Source organism: Glutamicibacter sp. NPDC087583 (genome assembly GCF_044743685.1).
In the GTDB taxonomy this organism is placed as follows: domain Bacteria; phylum Actinomycetota; class Actinomycetes; order Actinomycetales; family Micrococcaceae; genus Glutamicibacter.
This window is the reverse complement of the sequence record NZ_JBIUWY010000003.1, coordinates 19,030-43,549: the sequence shown is the minus strand read 5'-3', so window position 1 is coordinate 43,549 and position 24,520 is coordinate 19,030. Positions and strand designations below refer to the sequence as shown.

General features: G+C 62.7%; 23 protein-coding genes. 11 read left to right on the top strand and 12 right to left on the bottom strand.

Going from position 1 to position 24,520, the window contains the following annotated elements; genetic code table 11:
- Nucleotides 1-178 precede the first annotated feature (178 nt).
- The gene (locus ACIOU9_RS09360) at nt 179-625 is read right to left on the bottom strand and encodes an SRPBCC family protein (RefSeq protein WP_402696718.1); all 447 of its coding nucleotides are present in this window, start codon (nt 623-625) and stop codon (nt 179-181) included.
- 786 nt (nt 626-1,411) lie between these two features.
- Here ACIOU9_RS09360 and ACIOU9_RS09355 point away from each other — a divergent pair.
- On the top strand, nt 1,412-2,941 hold the full coding sequence (locus ACIOU9_RS09355) for an ATP-binding protein (RefSeq protein WP_332499456.1): 1,530 nt from the start codon (nt 1,412-1,414) through the stop codon (nt 2,939-2,941).
- A gap of 173 nt (nt 2,942-3,114) precedes the next feature.
- Here the strand turns inward: ACIOU9_RS09355 and ACIOU9_RS09350 are convergent, their stop codons facing one another.
- Nucleotides 3,115-3,834: an ankyrin repeat domain-containing protein gene (locus tag ACIOU9_RS09350; protein ID WP_402696717.1), complete on the bottom strand. Its 720-nt coding sequence runs from the start codon at nt 3,832-3,834 to the stop codon at nt 3,115-3,117.
- 210 nt (nt 3,835-4,044) lie between these two features.
- Between ACIOU9_RS09350 and ACIOU9_RS09345 the strand changes: the two genes are divergently transcribed.
- The 3 genes from ACIOU9_RS09345 to ACIOU9_RS09335 all read left to right on the top strand — a co-directional run bounded on the left by ACIOU9_RS09345 (nt 4,045) and on the right by ACIOU9_RS09335 (nt 6,511).
- Entirely contained in the window at nt 4,045-5,187 is a 1,143-nt protein-coding gene (locus ACIOU9_RS09345; protein ID WP_402696715.1) for a sensor histidine kinase, read from the top strand.
- Complete coding sequence (locus tag ACIOU9_RS09340; protein ID WP_402696713.1) at nt 5,184-5,810, top strand: response regulator; 627 nt, start codon at nt 5,184-5,186, stop codon at nt 5,808-5,810. Before ACIOU9_RS09345 ends, ACIOU9_RS09340 begins: the two co-directional genes overlap by 4 nt.
- A 152-nt stretch (nt 5,811-5,962) precedes the next feature.
- Nucleotides 5,963-6,511: a DUF4822 domain-containing protein gene (locus ACIOU9_RS09335; protein ID WP_332489366.1), complete on the top strand. Its 549-nt coding sequence runs from the start codon at nt 5,963-5,965 to the stop codon at nt 6,509-6,511.
- A gap of 201 nt (nt 6,512-6,712) precedes the next feature.
- Here ACIOU9_RS09335 and ACIOU9_RS09330 read toward each other — a convergent pair whose 3' ends face one another.
- The 3 genes from ACIOU9_RS09330 to ACIOU9_RS09320 form a co-directional block, all read right to left on the bottom strand.
- A complete protein-coding gene (locus tag ACIOU9_RS09330) occupies nt 6,713-7,183 on the bottom strand; it encodes a GNAT family N-acetyltransferase (RefSeq protein WP_402696711.1) in 471 nt (156 codons plus the stop codon).
- Between the two features lie 70 nt (nt 7,184-7,253).
- On the bottom strand, nt 7,254-8,618 hold the full coding sequence (locus ACIOU9_RS09325) for an MFS transporter (RefSeq protein ID WP_402696709.1): 1,365 nt from the start codon (nt 8,616-8,618) through the stop codon (nt 7,254-7,256).
- A gap of 177 nt (nt 8,619-8,795) precedes the next feature.
- Nucleotides 8,796-9,881: a YbdK family carboxylate-amine ligase gene (locus tag ACIOU9_RS09320; RefSeq protein WP_402696708.1), complete on the bottom strand. Its 1,086-nt coding sequence runs from the start codon at nt 9,879-9,881 to the stop codon at nt 8,796-8,798.
- Between the two features lie 421 nt (nt 9,882-10,302).
- Here ACIOU9_RS09320 and ACIOU9_RS09315 point away from each other — a divergent pair, with 421 nt between their 5' ends.
- Together ACIOU9_RS09315 and ACIOU9_RS09310 are read left to right on the top strand one after the other, a co-directional pair.
- Nucleotides 10,303-11,097: a YsnF/AvaK domain-containing protein gene (locus ACIOU9_RS09315; protein ID WP_402696706.1), complete on the top strand. Its 795-nt coding sequence runs from the start codon at nt 10,303-10,305 to the stop codon at nt 11,095-11,097.
- Between the two features lie 241 nt (nt 11,098-11,338).
- Nucleotides 11,339-11,806: a DUF4383 domain-containing protein gene (locus ACIOU9_RS09310; RefSeq protein ID WP_402696704.1), complete on the top strand. Its 468-nt coding sequence runs from the start codon at nt 11,339-11,341 to the stop codon at nt 11,804-11,806.
- A 152-nt stretch (nt 11,807-11,958) separates the two neighbouring features.
- Here the strand turns inward: ACIOU9_RS09310 and ACIOU9_RS09305 are convergent, their stop codons facing one another.
- The 5 genes from ACIOU9_RS09305 to ACIOU9_RS09285 all read right to left on the bottom strand — a co-directional run bounded on the left by ACIOU9_RS09305 (nt 11,959) and on the right by ACIOU9_RS09285 (nt 16,263).
- Nucleotides 11,959-12,267: a DUF4193 family protein gene (locus tag ACIOU9_RS09305; protein ID WP_402696702.1), complete on the bottom strand. Its 309-nt coding sequence runs from the start codon at nt 12,265-12,267 to the stop codon at nt 11,959-11,961.
- Between the two features lie 160 nt (nt 12,268-12,427).
- Nucleotides 12,428-12,982 (bottom strand): type 1 glutamine amidotransferase domain-containing protein, encoded by a 555-nt coding sequence (locus tag ACIOU9_RS09300; RefSeq protein WP_105658754.1) that lies wholly within the window; start codon nt 12,980-12,982, stop codon nt 12,428-12,430.
- Between the two features lie 204 nt (nt 12,983-13,186).
- Nucleotides 13,187-14,716: a tripartite tricarboxylate transporter permease gene (locus ACIOU9_RS09295; RefSeq protein WP_133834760.1), complete on the bottom strand. Its 1,530-nt coding sequence runs from the start codon at nt 14,714-14,716 to the stop codon at nt 13,187-13,189.
- A complete protein-coding gene (locus ACIOU9_RS09290; RefSeq protein WP_402696700.1) occupies nt 14,717-15,283 on the bottom strand; it encodes a tripartite tricarboxylate transporter TctB family protein in 567 nt (188 codons plus the stop codon).
- Nucleotides 15,280-16,263 carry a tripartite tricarboxylate transporter substrate-binding protein gene (locus tag ACIOU9_RS09285; RefSeq protein ID WP_332499251.1) on the bottom strand — a complete coding sequence of 328 codons (984 nt, stop codon included), beginning with the start codon at nt 16,261-16,263 and terminating at the stop codon, nt 15,280-15,282. The genes ACIOU9_RS09290 and ACIOU9_RS09285 overlap by 4 nt, the downstream gene beginning before the upstream one ends.
- 158 nt (nt 16,264-16,421) lie before the next feature.
- Between ACIOU9_RS09285 and ACIOU9_RS09280 the strand changes: the two genes are divergently transcribed.
- The 4 genes from ACIOU9_RS09280 to ACIOU9_RS09265 all read left to right on the top strand — a co-directional run bounded on the left by ACIOU9_RS09280 (nt 16,422) and on the right by ACIOU9_RS09265 (nt 21,129).
- Entirely contained in the window at nt 16,422-18,059 is a 1,638-nt protein-coding gene (locus ACIOU9_RS09280) for an ATP-binding protein (protein ID WP_402696698.1), read from the top strand.
- Nucleotides 18,052-18,816 (top strand): response regulator, encoded by a 765-nt coding sequence (locus ACIOU9_RS09275; RefSeq protein WP_402696697.1) that lies wholly within the window; start codon nt 18,052-18,054, stop codon nt 18,814-18,816. The genes ACIOU9_RS09280 and ACIOU9_RS09275 overlap by 8 nt, the downstream gene beginning before the upstream one ends.
- 95 nt (nt 18,817-18,911) lie before the next feature.
- On the top strand, nt 18,912-20,399 hold the full coding sequence (gene tcuA / locus ACIOU9_RS09270) for an FAD-dependent tricarballylate dehydrogenase TcuA (protein WP_359198290.1): 1,488 nt from the start codon (nt 18,912-18,914) through the stop codon (nt 20,397-20,399).
- Nucleotides 20,400-20,487: 88 nt separating this feature from the next.
- Nucleotides 20,488-21,129, top strand: a complete 642-nt coding sequence (locus ACIOU9_RS09265; RefSeq protein ID WP_359198293.1) for a GntR family transcriptional regulator — start codon at nt 20,488-20,490, stop codon at nt 21,127-21,129.
- A 385-nt stretch (nt 21,130-21,514) separates the two neighbouring features.
- Here ACIOU9_RS09265 and ACIOU9_RS09260 read toward each other — a convergent pair whose 3' ends face one another.
- On the bottom strand, nt 21,515-22,651 hold the full coding sequence (locus tag ACIOU9_RS09260) for an alpha-D-ribose 1-methylphosphonate 5-triphosphate diphosphatase (RefSeq protein ID WP_402696695.1): 1,137 nt from the start codon (nt 22,649-22,651) through the stop codon (nt 21,515-21,517).
- A complete protein-coding gene (locus ACIOU9_RS09255; RefSeq protein WP_402696694.1) occupies nt 22,645-23,361 on the bottom strand; it encodes a GntR family transcriptional regulator in 717 nt (238 codons plus the stop codon). Before ACIOU9_RS09255 ends, ACIOU9_RS09260 begins: the two co-directional genes overlap by 7 nt.
- Nucleotides 23,362-23,541: 180 nt before the next feature.
- On the opposite strand from ACIOU9_RS09255, the gene ACIOU9_RS09250 reads away from it, so the two are divergent.
- Complete coding sequence (locus ACIOU9_RS09250; protein ID WP_402696693.1) at nt 23,542-24,495, top strand: phosphate/phosphite/phosphonate ABC transporter substrate-binding protein; 954 nt, start codon at nt 23,542-23,544, stop codon at nt 24,493-24,495.
- The last annotated feature ends 25 nt before the right edge of the window (nt 24,496-24,520 follow it).

Here is a 24,520-nt window from a genome sequence, read left to right as displayed (position 1 = left end):
GGCGTTCTTGGAAGCAACGGCCAACCGGTCGGCCACCACCGTGAAGAGCATCATCACCCGCTCGATGATGAAAAAGCCCGCGTTGATCCGCCCCGGATTGCCGTATTACCCCAGCTGACCGCCGATGGGCATGCTGATTTGCCCCGTCGTCGACGAGCTACTCAGGGCAAAGGGCCCCTTACTCGGAGACCTCGGGGAACTGCGCGGCCAGCCGTTCCAGGGTGCGTTCCATATTGGGCCCGGTGCTCCGTGTGAAGCCCATCAGCCTCAGCAGCCATTGGTGCCGAACCCGGCTCGCGTCCCAGGTTTCGCTGACCATTGTCCCGGACCCGACTGCTTCCAGCTCGTAGCGCCAGCGATGCCCGCTGAAGTGCCGCCAGGCGATCTGCCGGTCCTGCTCGAATTCCACCACCGTATTGCTGATCCGGTAAGGGACCCCCAGACGCATCTGCATGCCGAACTCGCTGCCCAGCGTGAGTTTGCTCCCCTCGGCGTTCGAGGCCCGCACCGTTCCGGAGCCGTCGATGACCGGGTGCATGACCGGATCCCTGAGCAGTTCGAAGATCTCTGAAGGCGCGGCGGCAACGAGGCGGCGGCGGGTTTGCAGATACGGGGATGGATTCATCAGGCCATCCTATTCCGCATCTGATCCTGAGCCCGGTAGCCGGGCGTATCCCCCGACGTTGTTTTTATGCCATTCATGGTTCACCTTCACCCTCAGGAAGGGAAATCGATGAGCAAGTTAAGCACACCGGCCATTAGCGTGCGAGAAGCGATCAGGACCTTGTACTTTGGATTATGGCTCCGCACGAGACACTGATCTGTTACTTACCCTGTCCGACCTAACTGGAGGCGTCCCATAATCAATCATGCCAATCCCCTGTCTAACCGCCTGACCAGCACCATTGTGCAATGCCCCTGACGGACGCTGAATCTGGACCCTGAATTCCGGTCGTGGCTCAGACCCGCGGACGCCTAGCGCCCATACCTTGTCTTAGTTTCGAGGCCGCCAATCGAATGAAGCCAAGGATTCCACCCTGGAGTAACAGTGCCCCACGGTGGAATCCTTACCCTATTTGCGTCTCAGGAGAAGTGGATCCCGCCATCGATCAGGACCGTCTGGTCGGTCATGTGATCCGATTCCAGGGGTCGCACCGAACGCCAGCATGTTGCTGGCAACCCGAATCATCGAAGATACCCGCGTCCTCCTAGCCGCTGTAACAGGACCAGACCGGGGCCGGATGCATGCCTCGGCGAAGAACCTGAATATGGCGATTGGATGGTGAGTCGCCTACATAGGCTTCGCACCCTCCGATCAGCTAAGAGCGAGCAAGAGCATCTCCTGCTTAGCTTGAAGAAACTTTCGGTGACCCACGGATTAAAGGACAGTTAGACTGATAGCCTTCAGGACATGGATCCACAGCTGAGCGATTTCATCACGCACTTTGCATCTCTTGCTAAATTAGCCGAGCAGTCACTGCCGCAGGCTTCTGGCCGCCGGCTACGCCCAGCAGTGGCCGAATATCTGAGCATCGATCCCTCCACGCTTTCCGTGGTCACCGAATCCTTCGGACCGCACCGGCTGGCTGACGCCAACAATGTAATTGACGGACTGCTCGCTGCAGCCACTGACGTCCAGTTGCTCGGCCTGTCCGGCAATTCAAGACACCATTCAGATCTCTCCGAGTTGCTCACGCAGGGCTACGAACAGGGCCTGTTGGGCGAACCTGGCTATGTTCTGCTACCCATAGGCCCAGGTGAACACCAACGCTTCGTGAGCCTTGGCGTCTTTCTGTTCACATTGGGCGGGCATCCTACGGTTTTGTTGCTGCGTCAGGCCAATCCGCAGTACGGACGCAGTGCTGCCACCTTGGAAATCGTCTGCGCCGACGGCACAACCATCGATCGCTTCCTTTCTGGCTTCCGCGAAGGACTGCGTTCCAGCAGCATATTCCGCGGCCAGGTCATCTCTTTCTCCAACGATGAATACTCGGCGTCGGTGGCCGGCGTCAGCTTCCATCCGCGCCCACAGGTCACCGCCGACCAGGTGATCCTCCCGGAAGGCACGTTGGAACGCATCAGTACACAGGTCACCAGCATCGGAGACCGGCGCGAGGTGTTACTGCGCCACGGCGCACATCTGAAGCGCGGGGTACTGCTCTACGGTCCGCCAGGCACGGGCAAGACCCACACGGTCAGGCATCTGGTTTCCGAAGCCACCGACCACACGGTGGTGCTACTCTCGGGCAATACCTTGCAATTCATTAGCGAGGCCGCCCGCATGGCACGCGCCCTGCAACCGGCCGTGGTGGTGCTGGAGGACTGCGATCTGATCGCCGAGGACCGTTCCTTCGGCCACGGCCCGCAGCCGCTGCTTTTCGAGGTGCTCGATGCAATGGACGGGCTGGATTCTGATGCTGATGTTGTATTCCTGCTGACCACCAACCGCGTTGAGTCGCTGGAACGAGCTCTGGTTCAGCGTCCCGGGCGCATAGATTTAGCAGTGGAGATTCCCCGGCCTGATTTAGCTGGACGCCGCAAGCTGCTGGAACTCTATGGTTCCAAGATCCGGCTGGATTCCAAAACCCTGGACGAGGTAGCGGGAACTATCGAGGGGACGACCGCATCTCTTGCCCGCGAACTGATCCGTCGGTCGGTGCTTCTAGCGGCCTTGCAGGACGCCACTCCGACAGGACATCACCTGCGCGTAGCCGCGGGCGAGTTGATGGATGATTCAGCCGCCCTGACCCGCAGTTTCCTCGGCGGCACCAGCGATCCAGAATCCGAAACGGATACCGATGAGGACGGCGGTAGCTACTTCGGCTATGTGGAGGGATACCGCCCAGGCATCGCCACGAGCCCGGGATTCGGCGTCAGCGAATTTCAGTCAATCGATGACTTTGATTCCGAGCAAGATGAGACTTCGGGCAGCCGGGATTGATCGCCGCAAGATCCTCTTAATTCCAGCAGCGCCTCATCGACCCCATATCCGTTGTTCATGCTTCTGAGCGAATCGGGCGGGAACTTATCGCGGACTAATCTGGCTCTTCAGAAATAAGAGTGGAACCACCCCGCCAGGCAGCACGGCGATCGGCTCAATCCTGCGCCGGGGAACTACTGATGCGCGGCGATGGCTTCGGCCAGCTCGTCGAATCCGAGCCGGCGCGCATTCTCCAGGGCGGTGCGCCCCTGCGGGTCGGTGATCCCCGGATCCGCCCCGGCGGCCAGCAGCAGCCTGGCGGCCTCTTGCTGGTTTGGCCCTCCATCGCCAAGCAAGACGGCTTCTTGCAGCGCGGTCCATCCCGGATTGTTCACATGGTCAAGCGGAACACCTGCCTCGATGAGCATCTTCACGGTCTCCACATGGCCGTGCTCGCTGGCCGGAATGAGCGCGGTCCCTCCATAGCGGTTGAGGCTTTCAACGTCCGCCCCGTTCTGCAGCGCTAGTTCCAGAACCTCGTTGAACCCCTCGGCCCCGGCATAGAGAAAGGCCGAATCCTCAAGATCATCCTTGGCATTGACGTCCCCACCGGCGGCAATCAGTTCCCGCACCAGTTCCACGTCATCGTCCTTGGCCGCGCGGATCAGCCGCTGATCCAATTCATCCTGCTCCACGGCGGTGAGGCTCGCTTCCGGTGCCGTGGTTTCTGGAGATGCGGATTCGGTACTGGACGGTGCCGGAGGACCCACGAGTTTAGCTTCAGGCGCTGCCATGGAACACCCTGCGAGAACAGCCAAACCCGCAAGAGACAGCGCCCCGATGCCCAAGGCCCTTCTTCCATGGCCAGTAGCCTTGATCTCCGTGGCAGTTGATGGGTTCTGGTTCTTGCTCATGAGCGCTCCTTGCTGGGGATCTCCCGTAGTCCGGAAAACGGGCTTCCTCCCATCATCCAGCACCACGGCTGCTGCGGGCATCGTCCGATAGGCGATGAAAACCATCCAGAAGGCGGAGCACAAAACCTGTCCCAGGTCCTACCATGGGGAAAGCATCTACATCACGACAAAGGTCTTGCCATTCCTACCGCTACTGCTCCCCCTCAATTCATGCTTGCGCCACGAGCCAACATCGACACCCTGGTGCATGTCGGCTTTGCCGTGCTCATGTTCACCGCACTCATCCGCTACGTCCTGCGCCATGATCCGGTGGAAAATCTCTGGATTATGGTGCTCGCCGGCGTGGTCTGCGCGCTCTATCTGGTCACCGCATTCATGGTGAACCGGGGAAAGGGCCAGGCCCGATGGGTCGTCGTGCTGGTAGCGACTTCCTCCGTTCTGGTGCTCCTCGCACCGAGTTTCGCCTGGTGTTCCTTCGGACTCTTCTTCCTGTGCCGCAGGACGCTGCGCGGAATAGCCGGGTATTTGGCAGGCGGGCTGACCGTCCTGGCCGCGGCGTTGAGCTGGTACATGTTCAGCGATGACAGGGACATCGTCATGCTTCTCGGGCCCATCGCCATCGGCGCGATGCTGACCCTGATCTTGGACAGGATGGAACAGGACGCGGCAGAGCAGAGCAGGCTGAACGAAGAGATCTCCAGTGCTCAGCTGCAACTAGCGGCCAGCGAGCGCCGCGCCGGCATCATCACCGAGCGTGAACGCGTTGCCCGGGAAATACATGACACAGTGACCCAGGGCTTGGCCAGCAGCCTGTTGCTGCTCGAAGCAGCCAACCGGAATTGGCCTACCGCGGCCTCGCAGGATGAAGTCCGCCAGGCCAGCGAATTGCTCAGGCAGAACCTCATGGAAACCCGGCGGCTGGTCCATGACCTGGCTTCGCCTGCCACTGATGCAGGTCCGCTGCCCGAGGTGCTCCGCGAAGCCGCGGCCGCCTACCTCCCGGATCTCCAGCTGCATGTCGTGGGCACCGAGCGCGCTGTATCGCCCGAGGTCCGCCATGCCCTGCTGCGCGTGGTGCAAAGCGCCGCTGCCAACGTGAAGCTGCATTCCGGGGCGGACCAGGCCACCGTCACCATCGGTTTCCTCCAGGACACCGTCACCCTGGACATCCATGACAACGGCCGGGGCTTCACCCCGGAAAAGCTCCAGGCCCCCTCCCAGTCCGGCGGCTACGGGCTGCGCGCCATGAGGCGGCGCGTGGAACAACTCGGCGGGGAATTCTCAGTGGAAAGCACCCCGGGCTCCGGGACCATCATCGCCGCGCAGATCCCGAGCGAGGAGAACAACTCATGACAACATTTTCGGTGCTTCTGGTCGATGACCATCTCGTGGTCCGCAGCGGCCTGAAGGCGCTGCTTGATACCCAGCCGGATATCGAGGTCATCGCCGAGGCCGGCTCCGGCGAGGCCGCCCTGCGGATCCTTGAAAATCTTTCCCCCGATGTCGTGGTCATGGATTTGGCCATGGGCGCGGGCATGGACGGCATCGACGCGATCAAGGAAATCCGCCAGCGCAACGCCAAGCAGGCGGTGCTGGTGTTCACCACCTATGATTCAGATGCCGATATCGTGCGGGCCGTGGATGCCGGCGCCATGGGTTACCTGCTCAAGGATGCCGCTCCGGAGGAGATCTTCAGCGCCGTGCGCGGTGCCTCCAATGGAAAGAGCGTGATGAGCGCCCCGGTGGCCTCCAAGCTCTTCCGCAGGCTGCGCAACCCCGACGAGGCACTGACTCCCCGCGAGGCGGAATTGCTCAGCCTGCTGGTCGAGGGGCTTGGCAACAAGGAACTGAGCCAGCGGCTGTTCATCTCGGAAGCTACGGTCAAGACCCACCTGGCCCATATCTATGCCAAGCTGGGCGTGGAAACACGCGTCGAGGCGATCACCACCGCCCTCCGCCGGGAGGGCATGCGCTAGGTACCGCAAGGCGCTGGAAGACTCATCCACCAGGCCGCCAGTCCCAGCTTGATGGCCGATGTCTTTGCTGGCTTGAAACGACAAGATTGATTTATCACCAAGCCCCACCGGGCCTTAGTGGACATCATCTTTTGTGAATCGAGGCAGAACCCATGAAGAAGCACATCAATACCTCCAAGCTGCTCATGTCGCTGGGCGGCGTATCCTTGGCCATCGGGCTGCTGGCCGGGTGCACCTCCGGTGCCGAGGCCGGGCAGGCCAACGCAGGCAGCACCGCCGAAGCCACGCAGGGCGCATCAGCAGCCACCAGCACCATGACCCCGTCCGAGATCCTGTCCTCCACCGCCTGGGAAACCACCGGTGCCACGGATGCCCAGGGCGAAGCAGTGGAGCTCTCCGACAAGGATGTCAGCAACTTCGTGGGCAACGCCTACTTCCGCGCCGATGGAACCTTCGACATGTACAACCTGGATGACTCTCCCAAGATGCAGGGCGATTGGACCGTCAGCGACGATGGCAAGACCCGCAGCATCGTCGCCAAGGATGACGCTGGCAAGGTGCTGTTCACCCGCGATTCGCAGATCGTCACGCTCACCGGCGAAGAATTCACCTACCGCGTCTTCCCAGATCCTGAAAAGACCGATGTCTACTTCGATATCATCCACACCCCGACCAGCCACCCCGAGCCAGCTGTCTCCTGACGATCATATTAAGCAATCCATCAGCCCACCACTGCTAGGAACCCTCCGGAAGTGGCGGGCTGATGGACAGCCGGCAAGCAAGTTAGATTCAGCCAGTCCTCGCCAGCGCTCCAGCCTTGCCCGGAAACGACCGAATTTGGTGTCCTTCATGGCCTTTGCCGCGATGGGCGCAAGAATTCCTGGCATCGCCATGCCCAAGAGTTAGTCCAGTTCGAGGATCCGGGTCATGTAGATGCTGTTAGGGTCCTCCAGATAGGAACCGAAGGGCTGGCATTGCTGGAAGCCGTGCTTTCGGTACAGCGAGCGTGCAGGTGCGAAGAACTCCATCGCTCCCGTTTCAAGGGATATGCGCGATAGCTTGCGCTGCGCGGCATCCTCCAGAGCATGGAGCAGCAACCGGGAAGCGACGCCTTGCCCGCGGAAGTCCGGGTCCGTCCGCATGCTCTTGAGCTCCTCGTGGCCCGGCTCCAGTACCGCCAACGCGCAAGTCCCCACGATGCGCTGGTCCTTCTGCGCTGCCCAGAGCCGGACGGTTGGCTGGCGTAGCGCAGCCAAGTCCAATGCATGTTGGGACTCCAGCGGCGACTGCGGCGCCATGTCAGCAAGGTGGGCTTCAAGGAAAGCTCTCAGGGAGGGATCCTCGAAGTTTGCGGGTTCGATGGACAACGTCATGAGCGACAAGATATCAGCAATTTGTATCGCAGATGTTACGGGCAGCTAGTTGCCCTATCGCCACCAGACATCATAAATGCTCGGGACCGGCTTCTTCTGTGTGGCCTCCCGATGCTCCGGTGGCGCCCTCCTGCGGATACAGATCCGCTCCGGTGCGGTCCTTCAATGTCAGGGTTGCGATCAGCGAAGCGCCCACCCAGATGAACAGGTAGGTCGAGACCGCCACGGTGGTATTGAACTGGCCCACCAGCGCCGCGGCAATGGTCGGGGCGAATGCGCCACCGATCACCGAGCCCAGGGCGTAGCTGATCGAGAAACCGCTCAGGCGGATGCGGGACGGGAACAGCTCGGCATACAGCGCCGGCAACGGGCCGTAGGAGAAGCCCATGAAAGCGCCGAAGACCAACTGGGACACGGTGACCCAGGCCAGGTTCCGGGTTTCGATGAGCAGGAACAGCGGGAAGAGCCAGGCCAGCAGCAGCACCCAGCCGATGATGAACATCTTCTTGCGGCCAATGCGGTCCGAGACCACCCCGCCGATCCAGGTGGAGATCAGCCAGGCCAGCGAGCCGATGGTGATGATGTTCAGGATGTCGCCAGCCTGCAGTTCCAGCTTGTTCGTTGCATAGCCCAGGATGAAGCCGCCGGTGAGCATGTACCCGGCAGTGTTGTTGCCCATGAATACCAGCGTCGCCTGGATGACCTTCTTGGGGTGCTTGCTGAACAGCGTGGACAGCGGGGCCGACTCGGTCTGCTTGGTCCGGGCCATTTCCTCGAAGACCGGGGACTCCTCCACGCGCTGGCGGATGTAGTAGCCGATGAGGATCAGCACGAAGCTGAGCAGGAACGGGATGCGCCAGCCCCAGGCCATGAACTGCTCCGGGGAGAGAACGGCGGCGATAATGGCGCTGACCGCGGAAGCCAGCAGCATGCCGGCCGGGACGCCGAGCTGCGGGAAGGCGCCGAATTTGCCGCGGGCATGATCCGGCGCGTGCTCCACTGCCATCAATGCCGCACCGCCCCACTCGCCGCCGGCGGAGAAGCCCTGGACGATGCGCAGGAAGATCAGGAGAATCGGAGCCCAGATGCCGATGCTCGCATAAGTGGGCAGCAAGCCCACCAATGTGGTGCCGACGCCCATCAGGACCAGGGTGATGATCAGCACCGCTCGGCGGCCGTACTTGTCGCCCACCCGGCCCATCACGATCGCGCCCAACGGGCGGAAGAGGAAGCTGATGCCGACGGTGGCGAAAGCGATGATGGAGCCCAGCGACGCTTCGGCGGGAGTGAAGAATTGCGGGGCCAGGACCAGGGCCGCCGCATTGGCGTAGATGAAGTAGTCGTACCACTCCACGGTGGTGCCCACCATGGTCGCTCCCGCGACGCGTTTCTGCTCCTTGGTCATGCGCCCAGGTACTGCAGCTGGAGTGCTCATGATTCCCCCTCGATGTTGCGAGCATGCAGGAATCACTTTCCTCCGCCCCAGCACCCCCGTGCCGGCCGTTCATGCAGGATCGACTCCCTGCCTTGATAGTAGGCCTCTGCCGAACCCGCGGTATTTCTCCATGCGCGCCGCTCCCCTGGTTGTTCGCGCTGCTCCTGCAAAAACCTGTCAGGCTTGCGCGAACAGCTTGGCGGCATCAGCCACGACCTGCTTCGCTCCGCCCTGGTTCCAGCTCTCAAGTTGGCGCGTGGCACCATTGCCGAAATTCGCGAGCGAGTCCAGGTAATCGGCCACGAATTGTTCATCGCCATTGCGCTGCAATTGACGGCCCGCGTAATCGAGCACCCGCTGGATCATGGCCTTGGCAGGCACGAGAGTCCTGGATTCGCTATCGAAATAGGTGCCTTCCACTCCCGACTTCGCCGCCTGCCACAGGCCCAGGTCGAGAACCTCGGACGCTGCCGTGCTGGCAGGGCTGTCCGTTTCCGAAGCGGTATCCGCAATGGCCCGGATGAGTAGAGCCAGGGCCATGGATTCGCTGGCTGCCATCTGCGTGTCCGCCGCGCGGACTTCAATGGTCGGATGGTTCACCGACAAGCGGGCGAACCAGCCGATATGCCCCGGATCGAGCAACGCCCCGGAGGTGATCATGTCCTCGATGCGCTGCTGGTATTCCTGCGCTGTCGCAAATGCCGGAGGGATGCCTGCCGCAGACCATCTGCGGTAGTGCACCGTCCGCCAGGACGCGAAGCCGGTCGGCTCCCCGTTCCAGATGGGAGAGTTCGCGCCCATTCCCGCAATCAGCGGCAGCCAGCCGCGCAAGGCATTCAGCGCCCGGACTCCGGCGGCGGCATCCGGGATATGCACATGGATGTGCAGTCCGTTGATGAAATGCTCGCGGGCGATCCCCGGGACGAACTCGTGGATGGTTGTGTAGCGCTGGCCCTTGGTGAACTCCGTAGTGCTCGGAAGCCCCAGCGCCGTTCCCGACGCAAGGGGAAGCACCTGGTGTTCGCGGCAGATCCGCTCAATGGCGGTGCGCCGCAGCACCAGCGCTTCCACGGCTTCTTGCGCGGAGGTGCAGATTCCGGTGACGATTTCCAGCTGGCTGGCCAGAAGTTCGCGGTGGACCGTGGTGCCCGGCAGATCGAGGCCAAGCAGCTGGGCGCTGAGCTCATCGGGCATCGGCACCGGGGCGGCAGTTTCCGGATCCACGAGGAAGAATTCCTCTTCGATCCCAAAGGTCCTGGTCATGGATGCTGGTTCGCCTTCCTTGGGCAGCAATACGAACTGAACACTAGACGGCAGCTGGCCAGGGACGGCCGTTCTCCGGCAGGAAACCCAGCGATTTTCCAGCTTCGCAGCAGTTGCGGACGCGGCTGTTCTCAGGCGCCCGTTCACCCGCCTCGTCCTACGCCCGATAGCTGCCCCGGGCACCTGCTGACCGCTTTTCACAGCTGCTACTGAGCTTGCGGCCATGCAAGCACAAGCCCCGGCGCAAGGGCTTGCAAAGTGTGCCACGCTCTAATCACCGCGGCTTGGCAAAGCAAAGCAAGAAGCCAAGCTGCGGCCCTCACGCCCACGTGGAGGCGCAGCTTCAGCCGACCGGCCACTGGCCAGCCGGACTGGAATTACTGGATTGATCCGAAGTCGAACGCAGCAGGAGGACAGACCCATGATCAGCACAGAACAACTTCAGGAACTCAGCGCAATTGGCGGCACCGTCATTGGCCCCGACGGCCAGAAGATCGGCAAATTCGGCCAGATTTTCCTTGACGACCGCAGCGGGCAGCCGGAATGGGCGACCGTCCGCACGGGCTTCTTCGGCCTCTCCGAGAGCTTCGTTCCGCTCAGCCAGGCAACCGTCGCCGGCGATACGCTCTCGGTGCCCTATGGCAAGCAGACCGTCAAGGACGCCCCGAACATCGATCCGGAGGGCCAGCTCACCCCAGAGCAGGAGCAGGAGCTCTACCACTACTACAGCCTGTCCTACCAGGAAGCTGACCAGGCCGCCGTGCAGCCCGGCGTCCCGGGGACCGATGCCCGCGCCGAGTATTCGCGGGAAGACGTGCGTGATCCGGTGGACGGCACTTCCCAGGCCTCTGCCATCCGTTCCGAGGAGCGGCTGCATGTGGGAACCGAAAGCGTGGAAACCGGCAAGGTGCGCCTGCGCAAGCACGTGGTCACCGAGGATGTGGCCACCACGGTGCCGGTGAGCCATGAGGAAGTGCGGCTTGAGCGCGAGCCCATCACGGATGCCGAAGCCGCTGGCACCAGCGGGGAACTGGCTGAGGACGAGCAGGAGGTGACCTTGCACGAGGAGCGTCCTGTCGTAGAGAAGACTGTTGAGCCAGTTGAGCGGGTCAGCCTGGAAAAGGAAACAGTCATCGAGGAAGAACGCCTCGAAGCGCAGTTGCGCAAGGAACAGGTGCAGGCCGAGGGCTGGGAAGGCGGCCGGCAAACCCGCTAGCGCTGGCGCGCTGGCTTAGCGCAGGAGCTGAACCTGCACGCAGCGGTGATCGGGGCGGAATCCGGCGGGTGCCGGGTTCCGCCCCGATCCACGCACCTCCGTTGCTGGACGTTCCCTAGGTACTGGAAGATTCCCGTGCCATCCAGTCGGCAATCCCCTAGCGTGGCTTGCATGACGGCGGCCAGCATGCCTGGCCAACGTTTCCTTCCGATCGCAACAGCCAGAATGAAGGAGCAAGATCATGGAACATCCAAAAGATCCTGTCATAGCAACACGTCCGCTGGTGCAAAAGGCCGCATTAGCGATCGGCATCGTGTTCTTCCTGGTCGGCGTCCTCGGATTCATTCCGGGAATCACCACCAACTACGGATCGCTCTCTGGTGCCGGCCACCACTCTGAAGCCAAGCTGCTGGGAATTTTCCAGGTCTCGTACCTGCACAATGCCGTGCATCTGTTCTTCGGTGTTGCCGGCTATCTGATGGCGCGAACCGTGCCTGCTGCCCGCAGCTACCTCATTGGCGGCGGAATCATCTACCTGGCCCTGTGGGTCTACGGGCTGGTCATTGATTTCGACAGCGCCGCCAACTTCATCCCGCTGAACGATGCCGATAACTGGCTGCATCTGGGGCTCGGTGCGCTCATGATCATCTTGGGATTGTTCCTCTCCCGCAAGGCGACTGGACAGCATCGGGACCCGCAAGCGGCTTGACCAGATGCTCAATTGCTGAAGCGGGCACCCCGGCATGCCGGGGTGCCCGCTTTGTCCATGCAACCATGGCAAAGTCCTCAGCGTCATCGCCATACCCAACGCCTTGGAATGCCTAGATCGCCGAACGCCGGGATTCTGGGAATCCCAGGAATCTAGGCGAGTTCGCTGGCGCAGTCGCGGCAGATGGCGCCTAGGCCAGTCTTCTGCACGGCTTGGCTGCGATGGCGGATAGTGAAGCAACTGGCGCAGTGGAACTCATCCGCTGCTTGCGGGGGGACTTCAACGCTCAGCTCTTCCTCGACGATGGCGCCAGGGAGCTCCACGCCATCGGAAAGGTCGGTTTCTTCAAGCTCGGCCACAACGCTCTTCGCGTCGGGGGCATCGGCTTGTTGCACGTCCTTGAGCGTCTTCTCGGACGCCGCGGCGAAATCCGGACGAACCTCGTCATAATCTGCAGCCATGTTCCTGCCTCCACAGGTGGGAGAATACGCGACAACCACAACGTAGTGGCGTGCCACTGGTTCGCCAAGTCCCCGGATGGCGGGCTTTGGTCCCAGCGCAGCGAAGCCGCCGTCCGGAAGGTTGGCTTCGACGGCGGCTTGGCCGGCTGGCGGCCAATTGCTAGGAGCTGAGCTCCGCGGCAATGGCGCTGTTGAACGCATCGAGGTCGCCTGGATTGCGCGAGGTAATCAGCACGAAGCCGTTTGCCGGGCAGCGGAAAACCTGTTCGTCCTTCCAGGTGCCGCCGGCATTGACGACATCGGTCTTGATCGAGGTGTACGAGGTCAAGGTCTTGCCCTTGGCCAATCCGGTTTCCACCAGCAGCCATGGCCCATGGCAGATGGAAGCGATCGGCCGGCCCGAACCGGCAAAGGACTTGGCAATGCGCTGGGCATCGGCATCCAAGCGGAGATTGTCGGCATTCAGCGTCCCGCCGGGGATCAGCAGCAGGTCGAAATCCTGTTCGTTCACTGCCGCCAGCGCTTCACCGGCTTCGAAGACCTCCCCCAGATCCCAATCGCCGACCAGCGACTTGACCTGGCCGGCCTCCGGGGCCGCGATCACCACTTCCGCACCGGCTTGGCGCAAGTGCTCCACTGGCTTCTTCAGCTCATCCTGCTCGACTCCGCGGTTGGAAACTGCCGCAAGAACTTTCTTGCCTGCTAGGTCTGGCATATTCATGCTCCTTTCATCGTCCACAGCCCACTGTGCTCTGGGCAGCTACCGCAGGCAAGCCGCAGTCAGGAAGCGTCCAGCCGCCGGCTTCGGATCGGGACGTCGCCGTGCTGCCATGCGCCTTGAACGCGCACAGCAGGCCTTGCCGCGGTAGAGGCGGCAAGGCCTGCTGTGCTGTGCTGTGCTTTGCTGTAAAGGAGATGATCAGGCGTTGATCAGCTGGGCATCTTCCTTGGCCTTCTTGCTAGCACGCACGTGCTTGTAGGCGGTGAATGCCAGCGTCAGTGCGAGGATCGAGTACAGGGTAATCGTGATTCCGCTGGAAACCAGGATGCCCGCGTCGCCTTCCGAGACGGTCAGTGCACGGCGCAGTTCTGTTTCGGCCAGCGGGCCGAGGATCACTGCAATCAGAACCGGAGCCAAGGGGATCTCGTAGCGACGCATCACGAATCCAACCAGTCCCACACCCAGCAGGATCCACAGATCCAGCAGCGCGGCGCTGATGGCGTAGACGCCGAGGACCGAGAGCACGGTAATGCCTGCGTACAGGTAGTGGCGCGGGACCAGCAGCAGCTTGGCCCACAGCACCGCGAACTGCATGTTCATGACCAGCAGGATCACTAGTCCGATGAACAGCGAGGCCAGCAGGGTCCACACCATGGGGCCGCTGCGTTCGAACAGCAGCGGGCCTGGCTGCATGCCGTACTGCTGGAAGGCGGCGATCATGATGGCCGCGGTAGCACTGGTGGGCAGGCCCAGGGCCAGCAAGGCGCCCATGGCGGTGCCGGCGGTGGCATTGCCAGCGGCTTCCGGAGCAGCCACGCCTCGGATGGAACCGATCTGGCCGAATTCGATATCGCCGCGGCGCTTGGCCAGGCGCTTTTCGGTGCCGTAGGCCAAGAAGGTCGGCACCTCGGAACCGCCAGCAGGGATGATGCCGAAAGGCAGGCCGAAAGCGGTACCGCGCAGCCATGCCGGCAGGGCCTTCTTGATGTCGTGGCGGTGCAGGCGCGGACGGCCGCTTGGCTTGATTTTCACAGCTTCCGGATCGCGGTGGATGCGCGAGGCAATGTGCAGCACTTCGCCCAGGGCCAGCAGGCCCACGGTGATCACCACAATGGAGATGCCGTCGAAGAGCTGCGGCAGGCCCAGGGTGTAGCGGATGGTTCCCGAAGGCCCATCCACCCCGACCATGGCCAAGACCAGTCCGATGCCCAGGGCCACCAGGCCCTTGACGATCGAATCGGAAACCACCGAGGAGATTGCAAGGAAGGCGAAGACCGCCAGCGCGAAGTATTCAGCCGGACCGAAAGCGGTGGCCAGCTTGACCAGGGTCGGGGCGAAGAACACCACGACGGTGGTGGCCAGCAGGCCGCCTATGAAGGCACCCATGGCCGCAGTTGCCAGGGCCTTGGCGGCCAGGCCGCTGCGGGCCATCCGGTGGCCTTCGAAGGTCGAGGCGATCGCCGAGGAATTGCCCGGCGTATTGAGCAGGATGCCCGAGGTGGAGTCGCCGAACAGCCCGCCATAGTAGACGCCGGCGAACATGATGAATGCCGCGGTGGGATCCAGCGAGAAGGTAATAGGCAGCAGCAGCGCCACGGCCATTGCCGAGCCCAGGCCGGGCAGCACGCCTACGGCGGTGCCCAGCAGGGCGCCAAGCAGCACCCACAGCAAGTTCATTGGGGTCAGTGCGTTTGAGAATCCCTCAAGCAGCAGATTGAGCTGTTCCATCTAGAGCAGTCCTTCCAGGAATCCCGCAGGCAGGTTCAATCCCAGTCCGGCGTTGAAAGCCAGCTGGATCACGCAAGAGAAGAGCAGTGCAATACTCACGTCGAATAGCGCTTTCTTGCTGCCCAGTGCGCGGGCAACGACCCAGAACAGGGCTGCCGCGCTGATGATCCAGCCGGCGTAGGGCAGGATCAGGATGAAGCCGATGACGCCGGCAACCACCATGCCCATGGTCTTCCAGTCCGACTGGGTCTTGTACTGCTTTTCTTCCGCGGCCGGCGCGGCTGCGCCGCCACGCGGGGAGCGGAAAATCTGGATGGTGTGGGCGATGACCACACCGTAGAGCAGCACGCACACAATGGTCGGGAAGAACTGCGGGCCGGGGACCGACTTGCCCAGTACCTCCATGGTGGCGGTCTGCCAGGTCAGGAAGACCGCCAGGGCCAGTACCAGAGCCGGGACGATCAGTTCGCTGCGCCCGCTGAAGAAGTTCTGGGCAGGGGCGGCGTTACGGCGGGTGCCGGTGCCGTTGCCGGTGCCTTCTGTTGCTTGGGGTGCTTGAATGCTCATAGTCCCAGTCCCTTGACGATTTGTTCCGTGACTTCGATTTCGCTGTCCACGTAGTCTTCGAATTCCTTGCCGATCATGAAGCTGTCGGTCCAGTTGTTGCGCTCCAGCGCATCTTTCCACTGCTCGGATTCATGGATTTCGTGGACCATGTCCACGAAGACCTGCTTGTCCTCTTCGGTGATGCCCGGGGCACCGACGAAGCCGCGCCAGTTGGCCATGACCGCGTCAACTCCCTGTTCCTTGAAGGTCGGGACGTCGACCCCCGGCAGCCGTTCTTCGGAGGAGATGGCCAGCGCCCGCAGGTTTCCGGCCTCGATCTGGTCAGCTACTTCGTTGTAGCCGGACATGCCGCCAACGGTGGTGCCTGCCAGCATCGAGGTCAGTGCCTCGCCGCCGCCGGAGTAGGCGATGTAGTTGGCCTTGGACGGGTCGATGCCCACTTCCTGGGCCACCGCACCGGTGAGCAGGTGGTCAATCGAACCCAGCGAACCGCCGGCAATCGAGGTTTTCCCCGGGTCCTTCTTCCAGGCCGCGATGAACTCGTCCAGGGTCTTGATCTCGGACTTGGCCGGCACTACCAGCACCGCGTAGTCATCAGACATGCGCGCGATCAGCTCCACGTCCTTCATGGTGGCCTCGGAGTTGGCCAGCTCGATGGCGCCGATCATCACCCCGCCGGTGGCCATGAGCATGTCGTGGCGCCCGGTCATCTGCACGAATTGGCTCAAGCCGATGGTGCCGCCAGCTCCGGGGATGTTCGTGACCTGCACGTTGTTCACTGCGCCGATGGACTTCAGTGCCTGCTGGGCTTCACGGGCGAAGCCGTCCCAGCCGCCGCCGGGCGAGGCAGGGGCCATGATGACCAACTTGTTCCGCGCCGAGGACTCTCCGCCCGACGCTGCCGCGTTGGTGAATGCGAGTCCCGCTACCGCCACGACGACAACGCCGTACAGGGACCGGCTCAAGATGCGTTTGCTCACCATTTTCCGTAACCTCATTGTTAGTGATTCACCTCACCGATTCCCGGTGCGGCCTTTCCCAGTGTGCAGTCAAAGTGAGCCGAAACACACCGGGAATGCGGTTCTGGTCATAACGGGCAATTAAGAAAATAAAAACAACGGGAGCAAGCGGGTCCACCATGCAATGGATAAAGAACAGCCAGCGCTTCCGCGTTCGCATCCTGTTCCTGCAATTAGCCATCGTGCTGATCACGCTGCTGGCAGTTTCGGTGATCGTGATGCGCTTCGAGATCAACCGGGTGGAGGACAGCGCTTTCAGCCGCGTCGCCCTGGTGGCCGAGGAAACGGCCCAGCTGGCCCCGATTGGCCACGCGCTGGCAAAAGATCCCGAAAACGCAGCCGAAGTCGTCGCCCCGCTGGCCCACCTGGCCGAATCGGCATCCGGAGTGGACTATGTGACCATTGCCGATCTGAACGGCATCCGCGTGGCCCACCCCGATCCCGGGTCCATCGGCCAGCCGGTTTCCTCGGATCATGAATCCATCCGCAACGGCGAAACCTTCAGGGGCGTGGAGGAAGGCCCCCTGGGCGTCACCCTGCGGGTGAAGCAACCGGTCTTCGAGGAGGGGAAGATTGTTGGCACCATCTCCGTGGGCATCCTGCAAAGCAAGGTGCGCGCCAGCCTGGTTGATATCGTCTGGGCGTTCGCGCCGTGGATTATCCTGGCCGTGGCCATCGGCTCCCTGGCGGCCGCGCTGGTGGAACGGGCCATTCGCAGGATCTACCGGGTTGACCCCGAAGAGGTGGATTCGCTGAAGCAGGCGCAGCAGGCCGTGCTCTACGGAGTCAGCGATGGCGTGCTGGGCGTGGATGGCAATGGCCGGCTCACCTTGGTCAACGGCGAAGCGCGCCGGCTGCTGGATCTTCCCGAAGACGCCGTGGGCCAGCAAGCCGAAGAGGTCCTGGACCAGAGCCTGGTGGACCTGCTGCGCAGCGATTCCCCCGAGGCCGAATCGGTGCAGAACGTGCTCTCCGGAGAGCGTGTGCTGATCGCCACCCGCCGCGAGGCGATGCTGGGACCCAAGCACTATGGACGCACCCTGACCTTGACCGACCACACCGAACTGGAAGAGACCTTGCGCGAGTTGCGCGGCCAGAGGTCCTTGGCCGATACGCTGCGCGCCCAGGCCCACGAATTCACCAACCGCTTGCACCTGCTCTCGGGGCTGATGTCCATCGGCGAATACGAAGAAGCCAAGGAGCATATCCAGCGTTTCTCCGGCGCTCGCGGCGAGCATCCGGAAACGCACCTGGGCGACCCCACCCTGTCAGCGCTATTCGTTGCCAAGCAGGCCGTGGCCAGCGAAGCCGGGGTCCGGCTGGAACTGCACCCGTTCTCCGCGGTGGTGCCCGGAACCGCGATTGACGACGATGCCATCACCGTCGCCTCGAACCTGCTGGCCAACGCCATCGAGGCCGCCGGTGATGGCGGCGTGGTGTCATTGCACTTGAACGCCGGGCCCACCGGCATGCGCATCGCGGTCAGCGATTCCGGCCCGGGCATCAAGGAAGGCGACGCGGCCCGCCTGGTGCAGCTTGGCTACAGCAGCAAAACCGGGGCGCCGGGGGCAGTCCACGGACGGGGCATCGGCTTGGCCCTGGTTGACCGCATCCGGACCCGGCGCGGTGGCGTGCTGAAGTTCGGGTCCAGTGATCTGGGCGGAGCCGAGGTCATTGCCGCCTGGCCTCCGTCGAAGCGCCCTATGGTTAAGCAGAGCATTCCCGTTCCCGTGCAAGGAGATTACTTCAATGATTAAGACACTCGTGGTCGATGACGACTTCGCAGTGGCCGGGCTGCACCGCCGCTACCTGCAGGGCATGGAGCATTTTGAAGTGGTCGGCGTGCTGGAGCGCGGTTCCGGCGTGGTTCCCTTTGTGCAGTCCGGGCAGGTGGATCTGGTCTTGCTCGATGTGCACCTGCCGGATCTGACCGGGCTGGAAGTATTGGCCCAGCTGCGTGCGGCTGGGTCCGACGCGCACGTCATCATGATTACCGCCAACAATGAACGCGATGCGGTGCGCCAAGCAGTAGGCCACGGCGTCGAGGATTATCTGGTCAAGCCCTTCACCGTGGACGAGTTCAAGCAGCGCCTGGCGCTCTATGCCCAACGCGTTTCGGAGCAGCCCGAAGCGGTGGCGCAGCCAGAGGAGCAGATCGACGAGCTGGGCCAGGCCGAGATCGACCAGCTGCTCCAGGCCGCCAGTGGACGAGGGGATGCCAGGATCCCCGAAGTCCTCGAACTGGCACCCGGGGCCGTTACCGGCGCGCAAACCGAGCGGTTGCCCAAGGGCTTCACCGCACCGACCATGGCGCTGGTCGGAGAAGCCTTGCGCAGCGCACCGGGCCATCCGGATGGCACCTTGTCTTCCTTGGAGGTTGCCGAAATTTGCGGGATCTCACGGGTCAGTGCCCGGCGCTACCTGGACTTCCTGGTCACGGCGGGCAAGGCCCAGCTGCGTCCGCGCTACGGTTCGGCAGGCCGTCCCGAGCACCGGTATTCGTGGGTCGGCTAAATTTCCTGCACTTCACTGGCTTTTAATGCACATTAGTGTATACACTAATTTCGGATCCACGTTTTCCCACGTCTTAATTTCCGAAAGGTCATCCCATGACAACCCATGCTCAGGAAACCGCTGCCAACGTCGCAGACGTCATCGTGGTCGGCGGCGGCAACGCTGCCTTCACCGCAGCGCACGCAGCAGTGACCCGCGGCCGCAAGGTACTGCTCCTGGAGAAGGCACCCCGCGACCAGTTCGGCGGCAACAGCTACTACACCGCAGGCGCAACCCGCATCGCGCACAACGGCCTGGAAGACCTGCAGGACCTGGTCGAATTCGATGAGCGCCACCCGCTCTCCGAAGTTCCGCCCTACTCCGAGGCCGACTACGCCGGCGACATCGCCAAGGTAACCGAAGGCCGCAACGACAAGGAAATGACCGAAGTCCTGGTCAAGGAAGCAGCACCCGGCCTGCGCTGGCTCAAATCCCTGGGCCTGAAGTACCGGCTGATGTACGAACGCCAGACCTACAAGACCCCCGAGGGCGGCTACCTGTTCTGGGGCGGCCTGCACGTGGGCAACGTCGACGGCGGCGAAGGCCTGATGAAGGACCACCTGGAAGTAGCCCAGAAGCTGGGCACCGAAGTCCGTTTCGAGCAGGACGTCTACGGCCTGATCGTGGAAGAGGGCAAGGTGGTGGGCGTCAAGGTCCGCGCCAACGGCGAAGAGCAGGAACTGCGCGCCGAGTCGGTCATCCTCGGCGCTGGCGGCTTCGAATCCAGCCCGCAATGGCGCCAGGAGCACCTGGGCGAAGGCTGGCAGAACGCCAAGGTCCGCGGCACCCCATTCAACAATGGCGAGATGCTGGCCGCCGGCCTGGAAATCGGCGCCGCCAAGGGCGGGGACTGGAGCACCTGCCACTCGGTCCAATGGGACGCGCTGACCCCGAAGAACGAATCAAACCGCGAGCTGACCAACCGCCTGACCCGCCAGTCCTACCCGCTGGGGATCATCGTGAACAACCGCGGCGAGCGCTTCCTGGATGAGGGCGCGGACTTCCGCAACCTGACCTACGCCAAGTACGGCAAGGTCATCTTGCAGCAGCCGGACTCCATCGCCTACCAGGTCTTCGACGCTTCGCTGCGTCCGATGCTGCGCGCCGAAGAGTACGAGATGCCGGAGATCTCCGAGGTCATCGCCGACACCGTTGAGGAATTGGCGCAGAAGATCGGCGTGGATCCAGCGGCGCTGTCCAAGACCGTCTCGGAATTCAATGCTTCCATCGACACCTCCATCGCCTACGACCCGAACGTGCTCGATGGGCGCGCCGCGAAGGTGACTCCCCCCAAGAGCAACTGGGCCAACCCGCTGGAGACCGGCCCGTTCTACGCCTACCCGGTCACCTGCGGCATCACCTTCACCTTCGGTGGCCTGAAGGGCAACACCGACGGCCAGGTGCTGGACGAGAACGGCGAGATCATCGAAGGCCTGTACGTCTGCGGCGAAATGCTCGGCGGCCTGTTCTCGGCCAACTACCCGGGCGGTTCCGGCCTGGCTGCCGGTGTGGTCTTCGGCCGGCGTGCCGGTAACCTTGCCTAAGTACTAAATCCCATTGTTCCGCCAGTACGCCTGTACTGGCGGAACAATGGTTTTACCCGCCATCCAGCCTTAGACGAGAATGGGGATCATGGCCAAGCTCGATTCGGATTCAATCCATGCCCAGCTCAAGGACGACTTGCTGCAAGGCGCATTCCAGCCCGGGGATGCCCTGCGCGAGGTCGCCCTGGCAGAACGCTTTGGAGTTTCCCGCACCCCGGTGCGCGAAGCCCTGACCCGCCTGCTGCATGAAGGGTTGCTGGAACGCCGCGCCCGCGGTCTTTTCGTCAAGGAAATCGACCCCGAGCAGATCATGCAGGTCTACGACCTGCGCATCCTGCTCGAGGGCCAGGCCGCCCAGGAAGCCGCCTCGGTGCGCACCGAAGTGGACCTCATGCGGCTGCAGGCCCTGGTTGACCGGGACCGCGCACTGTCCGAACCAGATGACGCCACCCGCTTGGCCACCAACATCGAGTTCCACCGCGCGCTCTGGCGCGCCGCTCATAACCCGGTGCTGGAGGATCTGCTGGAGCGACTGGCCACCCACCAGATCCATGCCCCGACATCCACGCTCTCGGTCGGCTCGCGGTGGACCGAAGCGCTGGAGGAGCACCAGTGCATCGTGGACAACATCCGCGAGCGCGACAGCGCCAAGGCCAGCGGACTCATCCAGGCGCACATGGCCACCGCCAAGGCGCTGCGCTTGAAGATGTTCGCCAGCCTAATGCATTAGCGTCGGGCCCACGGCAGCCGGTTCCTAGACCCCGGCTCGCCCATTGGCAAGGACAAGCAATGAAATTCAGCGCGCTCCAAAGCATGCACGTCGCATCAGGGATTTGCGCACTTGTCGCTCCCCGCATGACCCGCAATCCCGGGGAGAATGGCGGATTCGTCGAGTTGCTGCAATATCAGCCGTCTCAAGCGGACTGGCAGGCTGTCCAGGAGACCGGGCACCTTTGTCCCTCCGGGACCATCCAACTCGACAAGCACCGGATACCAACGGCATTAAAGGCTGACCGAGCCGAGAACGCAGCGGGCTCCGAACCAACCGACTGGCCCTGACTTTCCCCGGTTTCCAACGTCCGGGGTACTGCGGTGCGTCCTGGCTGCCCTGATTATTATGCGCTCAGGGTACGCATCACTCGGGGACGCTCGTTCACCTCCGCACAGAGCACCAGATCGGCGCGGTACCCCGCAGCCACCACACCCCGGTCATCGAGTCCAGCGGCTCGGGCCGGGTTCTCGGTGATCAGGCGCATGGCATCCAAAGGTGCCAGCAGCCCCGTCTGCGCCAAGGCATAGGCCGCCATCAGCATGCTCGATGGCAAGTAATCCGAAGCCAAGATGCCCAACGCCCCGGCCTGGGCCAAGTCGATGGCTGCCACGTTTCCCGAGTGGGATTTGCCGAGCAGAATATTCGGCGCCCCGGCCACGGTCGCAATCCCCTGCTGGGTGGCATGGACGGCAGCTTCGAGCGTTGTCGGGAATTCGGCGATCACCGCATTGCGCGCAACCAGCGCATCAATTTCCGCCGGCGTCACCGGGTCATGGCCCATCAGGCGGATCTCACCGTCTCCGGCGGCCTCGCCCAGCCACGTCAAGGTTTCCTCCTTGAACGGAAGCTGCTGGTCACGCTCCGCCACCAACTGGTCAACGTGCGCTGCTGCCCGTTGCGGATCCATGTGCTGCGCCTCGCGCAACCAGCGTTCCATCACCGTGCGATCGCGGTATTGGCCTTGTCCTGGGGTGTGGTCTTCATAGGAAACCAGCGGAACCTGATCAGGCTCCAGCACCCGGCGCAGCATCCCCAGGCCCTCGCGGCAGCGCACATCCAGCCGATGCAGCACCCGATGGTCCATCCGCGGGTTCGTGTAGCCGCGGATGGCCTCGCGGATTTCCGGGGCGTTGGGCGAACCAATGGGCAAGCCGACCGGGGACTTCGCTTGGAAGGACACTGCATGGAATGCGGTGGTTACGCCGGCGGCCAGCAGATTCCCCTCGGCGGCCTGCATGGCAATGTCCACCGGAAGCCTGGCCCCGGGCCGGGGGCGGTATTCGCGTGCAAGGGCATCGCTATGCAGATCAACGATTCCGGGCAGGCACAGCTGCCCGCGGCCATCGATATCCGCGCCCAAGCCCGCGCGGTGATCGCGGATTTCCTCGATCCGCCCATCGACCACGCTGATCAGCTGGTCATCCAGCACTCCGTGCTCGGCCAGCAGGCGCACATGGCCGAGGGTGTAGCTTTCTACCATTTGCCTACCTCTGTCACCACGTCGAAGACGTCCGGTTTCAGGTAGCTTTCCACATACTCCAGCCGGGCACCGCTGCCAGCGCAGCTCACCAGGCCCCTGAGCAGGATCTGCGGCGGGCGTCCGCGCAGCTTCAGCACGGCACAGATTTCTTCGGGTGGAGAGGACAACCGGCTCTGGCTCCATTGGCGCACCGGCTGGTAGTTGTAATGCCTGCGCAGAACTGCGTCCAGGGATTCATCGGCCTCCAGCACCGAGGCAAGCTTGGGCACGCGCGCGGCGGGCAGCACAGAGGTGGCCGTGCTGACGGCAGCCCCGTCAATGAAGCGCACCCGGTTGAGCACTGCCACTTGCGCGTTAGCCGGCAGGGCCAGAATTTCACGTTCCGTGGCGTTTGCCGGGCGGGTGAAGGGCTTGGCGTTCTCGGTGCGCGGCTCTCCTCCTGCTGAGCGCACGGTCTTGGTGAAGGACGGGGCGAGCTCCGGCCCGATGCGGTATTCATAGCGACGGGTGCGAAATGAGCCACTGCCCTTAACCCGGCGGATCAGCCAACGGCGTTCCAACTCGTCCAATGCTGCCCTAATGGTCTGCCGATTCACCCCAAAGCGGTTGCCCAGATCGTGTTCGGAGGGCAACGGAAGATGCGATGGCAGGTCCTGGTACTGTTCCATAATCTGCTGGGACAGCTTGAGATAGGTGGCTTCTGTTGACATGACATAAGGGTAGCGCAGAATCCTCGAAATTCCTTATGAATCCAGCGAATAAACCTTAGGTGAACATTGCCCAAACTACGCCAATCTGTCTAGACAAATATCTCTTGGAGCCAGCATGCTGGAAAAGAAAGATCAACCATGCTTCGCCCCAAACACTCTTCTTGGAACAGGTACCCATCCATGAAACGCAAACTCGCACTGGCCACCACTGCCCTTCTGGCCGCCACCACCTTGGCCGCCTGCTCCCCGGCAGAATCTGCCACTACCGAATCGGGATTCCCTGCCGAAATCGTCATCGGCGCCATCCCAAATGAGAACTCCGCCGATCTCACCGGAACCTACGAGCCGCTGATCCAGATGCTTGAAGCCGAAACAGGCGCCGAAGTGAAACTGCAGCAAGCCAGCGACTATGCGGGCATAGTCGAGGGGTTGATTGCAGACCGCGTGGATATCGCCTTCCTGGGCCCCTTCTCATATGTCATTGCCACCACCAACGAGGCTGATATCAAGCCATTGGGTGCATTGGCGGGTAAGAAGGGCGAAGCCTCGGGCTATTACTCGCTGGGCATCACCCAAGGCGGCAACGACGAGGTCACCTCCCTTGCGGACTTCTCCGGCAGGGACACTTGCTTCGTGGATCCCGGTTCCACCTCCGGTTTCCTCTACCCGTCGGCCGGCCTGATTGAAGAAGGCGTGATCGCCAGCGGCAAGGAATCGGATGTCAGCGCCGCGCTCAAGCCGATCTACGCTGGCGGCCACGACGCCTCGGCGCTGGCCGTGAAGAACGGCGACTGCGAAGTCGGCTTCTCCATGCAGTCAATGATTGAAGAAACCCTGCCCGGCTCCGGAGAACTGGCCGAGGGAGACCTGAAATCGGTCTGGACCTCGGAAATGATCCCTGGCTCGGTCTTCGCCGTGCGCAACTCGCTGGGCGAGGAAACCACCGCCAAGCTCACCGAGCTGTTCACCGAGAAGGCCAACGCCGACTACTTCGAATCCCAGGGCTACTGCAACGATGAGGATTGCCTGATCACCGGCGAGCATGCCTGGGGCGTTGTTCCGGCCACCGACAAGGACTATGACGGCATCCGCAGCGTCTGCACCTCGACCAAGTCCGAGAAGTGCCAGTCATGAGCCTCGTCCAATCCCCTGCGCAAAC

What these genes read in the sequence shown, in the direction of transcription:
- ACIOU9_RS09360 (WP_402696718.1), bottom strand. Translation starts at nt 625, where the DNA reads ATGAATCCATCCCCGTATCTGCAAACCCGCCGCCGCCTCGTTGCCGCC.
- ACIOU9_RS09355 (WP_332499456.1), top strand. Translation starts at nt 1,412, where the DNA reads ATGGATCCACAGCTGAGCGATTTCATCACGCACTTTGCATCTCTTGCT.
- ACIOU9_RS09350 (WP_402696717.1), bottom strand. Translation starts at nt 3,834, where the DNA reads ATGAGCAAGAACCAGAACCCATCAACTGCCACGGAGATCAAGGCTACT.
- ACIOU9_RS09345 (WP_402696715.1), top strand. Translation starts at nt 4,045, where the DNA reads ATGCTTGCGCCACGAGCCAACATCGACACCCTGGTGCATGTCGGCTTT.
- ACIOU9_RS09340 (WP_402696713.1), top strand. Translation starts at nt 5,184, where the DNA reads ATGACAACATTTTCGGTGCTTCTGGTCGATGACCATCTCGTGGTCCGC.
- ACIOU9_RS09335 (WP_332489366.1), top strand. Translation starts at nt 5,963, where the DNA reads ATGAAGAAGCACATCAATACCTCCAAGCTGCTCATGTCGCTGGGCGGC.
- ACIOU9_RS09330 (WP_402696711.1), bottom strand. Translation starts at nt 7,183, where the DNA reads ATGACGTTGTCCATCGAACCCGCAAACTTCGAGGATCCCTCCCTGAGA.
- ACIOU9_RS09325 (WP_402696709.1), bottom strand. Translation starts at nt 8,618, where the DNA reads ATGAGCACTCCAGCTGCAGTACCTGGGCGCATGACCAAGGAGCAGAAA.
- ACIOU9_RS09320 (WP_402696708.1), bottom strand. Translation starts at nt 9,881, where the DNA reads ATGACCAGGACCTTTGGGATCGAAGAGGAATTCTTCCTCGTGGATCCG.
- ACIOU9_RS09315 (WP_402696706.1), top strand. Translation starts at nt 10,303, where the DNA reads ATGATCAGCACAGAACAACTTCAGGAACTCAGCGCAATTGGCGGCACC.
- ACIOU9_RS09310 (WP_402696704.1), top strand. Translation starts at nt 11,339, where the DNA reads ATGGAACATCCAAAAGATCCTGTCATAGCAACACGTCCGCTGGTGCAA.
- ACIOU9_RS09305 (WP_402696702.1), bottom strand. Translation starts at nt 12,267, where the DNA reads ATGGCTGCAGATTATGACGAGGTTCGTCCGGATTTCGCCGCGGCGTCC.
- ACIOU9_RS09300 (WP_105658754.1), bottom strand. Translation starts at nt 12,982, where the DNA reads ATGCCAGACCTAGCAGGCAAGAAAGTTCTTGCGGCAGTTTCCAACCGC.
- ACIOU9_RS09295 (WP_133834760.1), bottom strand. Translation starts at nt 14,716, where the DNA reads ATGGAACAGCTCAATCTGCTGCTTGAGGGATTCTCAAACGCACTGACC.
- ACIOU9_RS09290 (WP_402696700.1), bottom strand. Translation starts at nt 15,283, where the DNA reads ATGAGCATTCAAGCACCCCAAGCAACAGAAGGCACCGGCAACGGCACC.
- ACIOU9_RS09280 (WP_402696698.1), top strand. Translation starts at nt 16,422, where the DNA reads ATGCAATGGATAAAGAACAGCCAGCGCTTCCGCGTTCGCATCCTGTTC.
- ACIOU9_RS09275 (WP_402696697.1), top strand. Translation starts at nt 18,052, where the DNA reads ATGATTAAGACACTCGTGGTCGATGACGACTTCGCAGTGGCCGGGCTG.
- tcuA (WP_359198290.1), top strand. Translation starts at nt 18,912, where the DNA reads ATGACAACCCATGCTCAGGAAACCGCTGCCAACGTCGCAGACGTCATC.
- ACIOU9_RS09265 (WP_359198293.1), top strand. Translation starts at nt 20,488, where the DNA reads ATGGCCAAGCTCGATTCGGATTCAATCCATGCCCAGCTCAAGGACGAC.
- ACIOU9_RS09260 (WP_402696695.1), bottom strand. Translation starts at nt 22,651, where the DNA reads ATGGTAGAAAGCTACACCCTCGGCCATGTGCGCCTGCTGGCCGAGCAC.
- ACIOU9_RS09255 (WP_402696694.1), bottom strand. Translation starts at nt 23,361, where the DNA reads ATGTCAACAGAAGCCACCTATCTCAAGCTGTCCCAGCAGATTATGGAA.
- ACIOU9_RS09250 (WP_402696693.1), top strand. Translation starts at nt 23,542, where the DNA reads ATGAAACGCAAACTCGCACTGGCCACCACTGCCCTTCTGGCCGCCACC.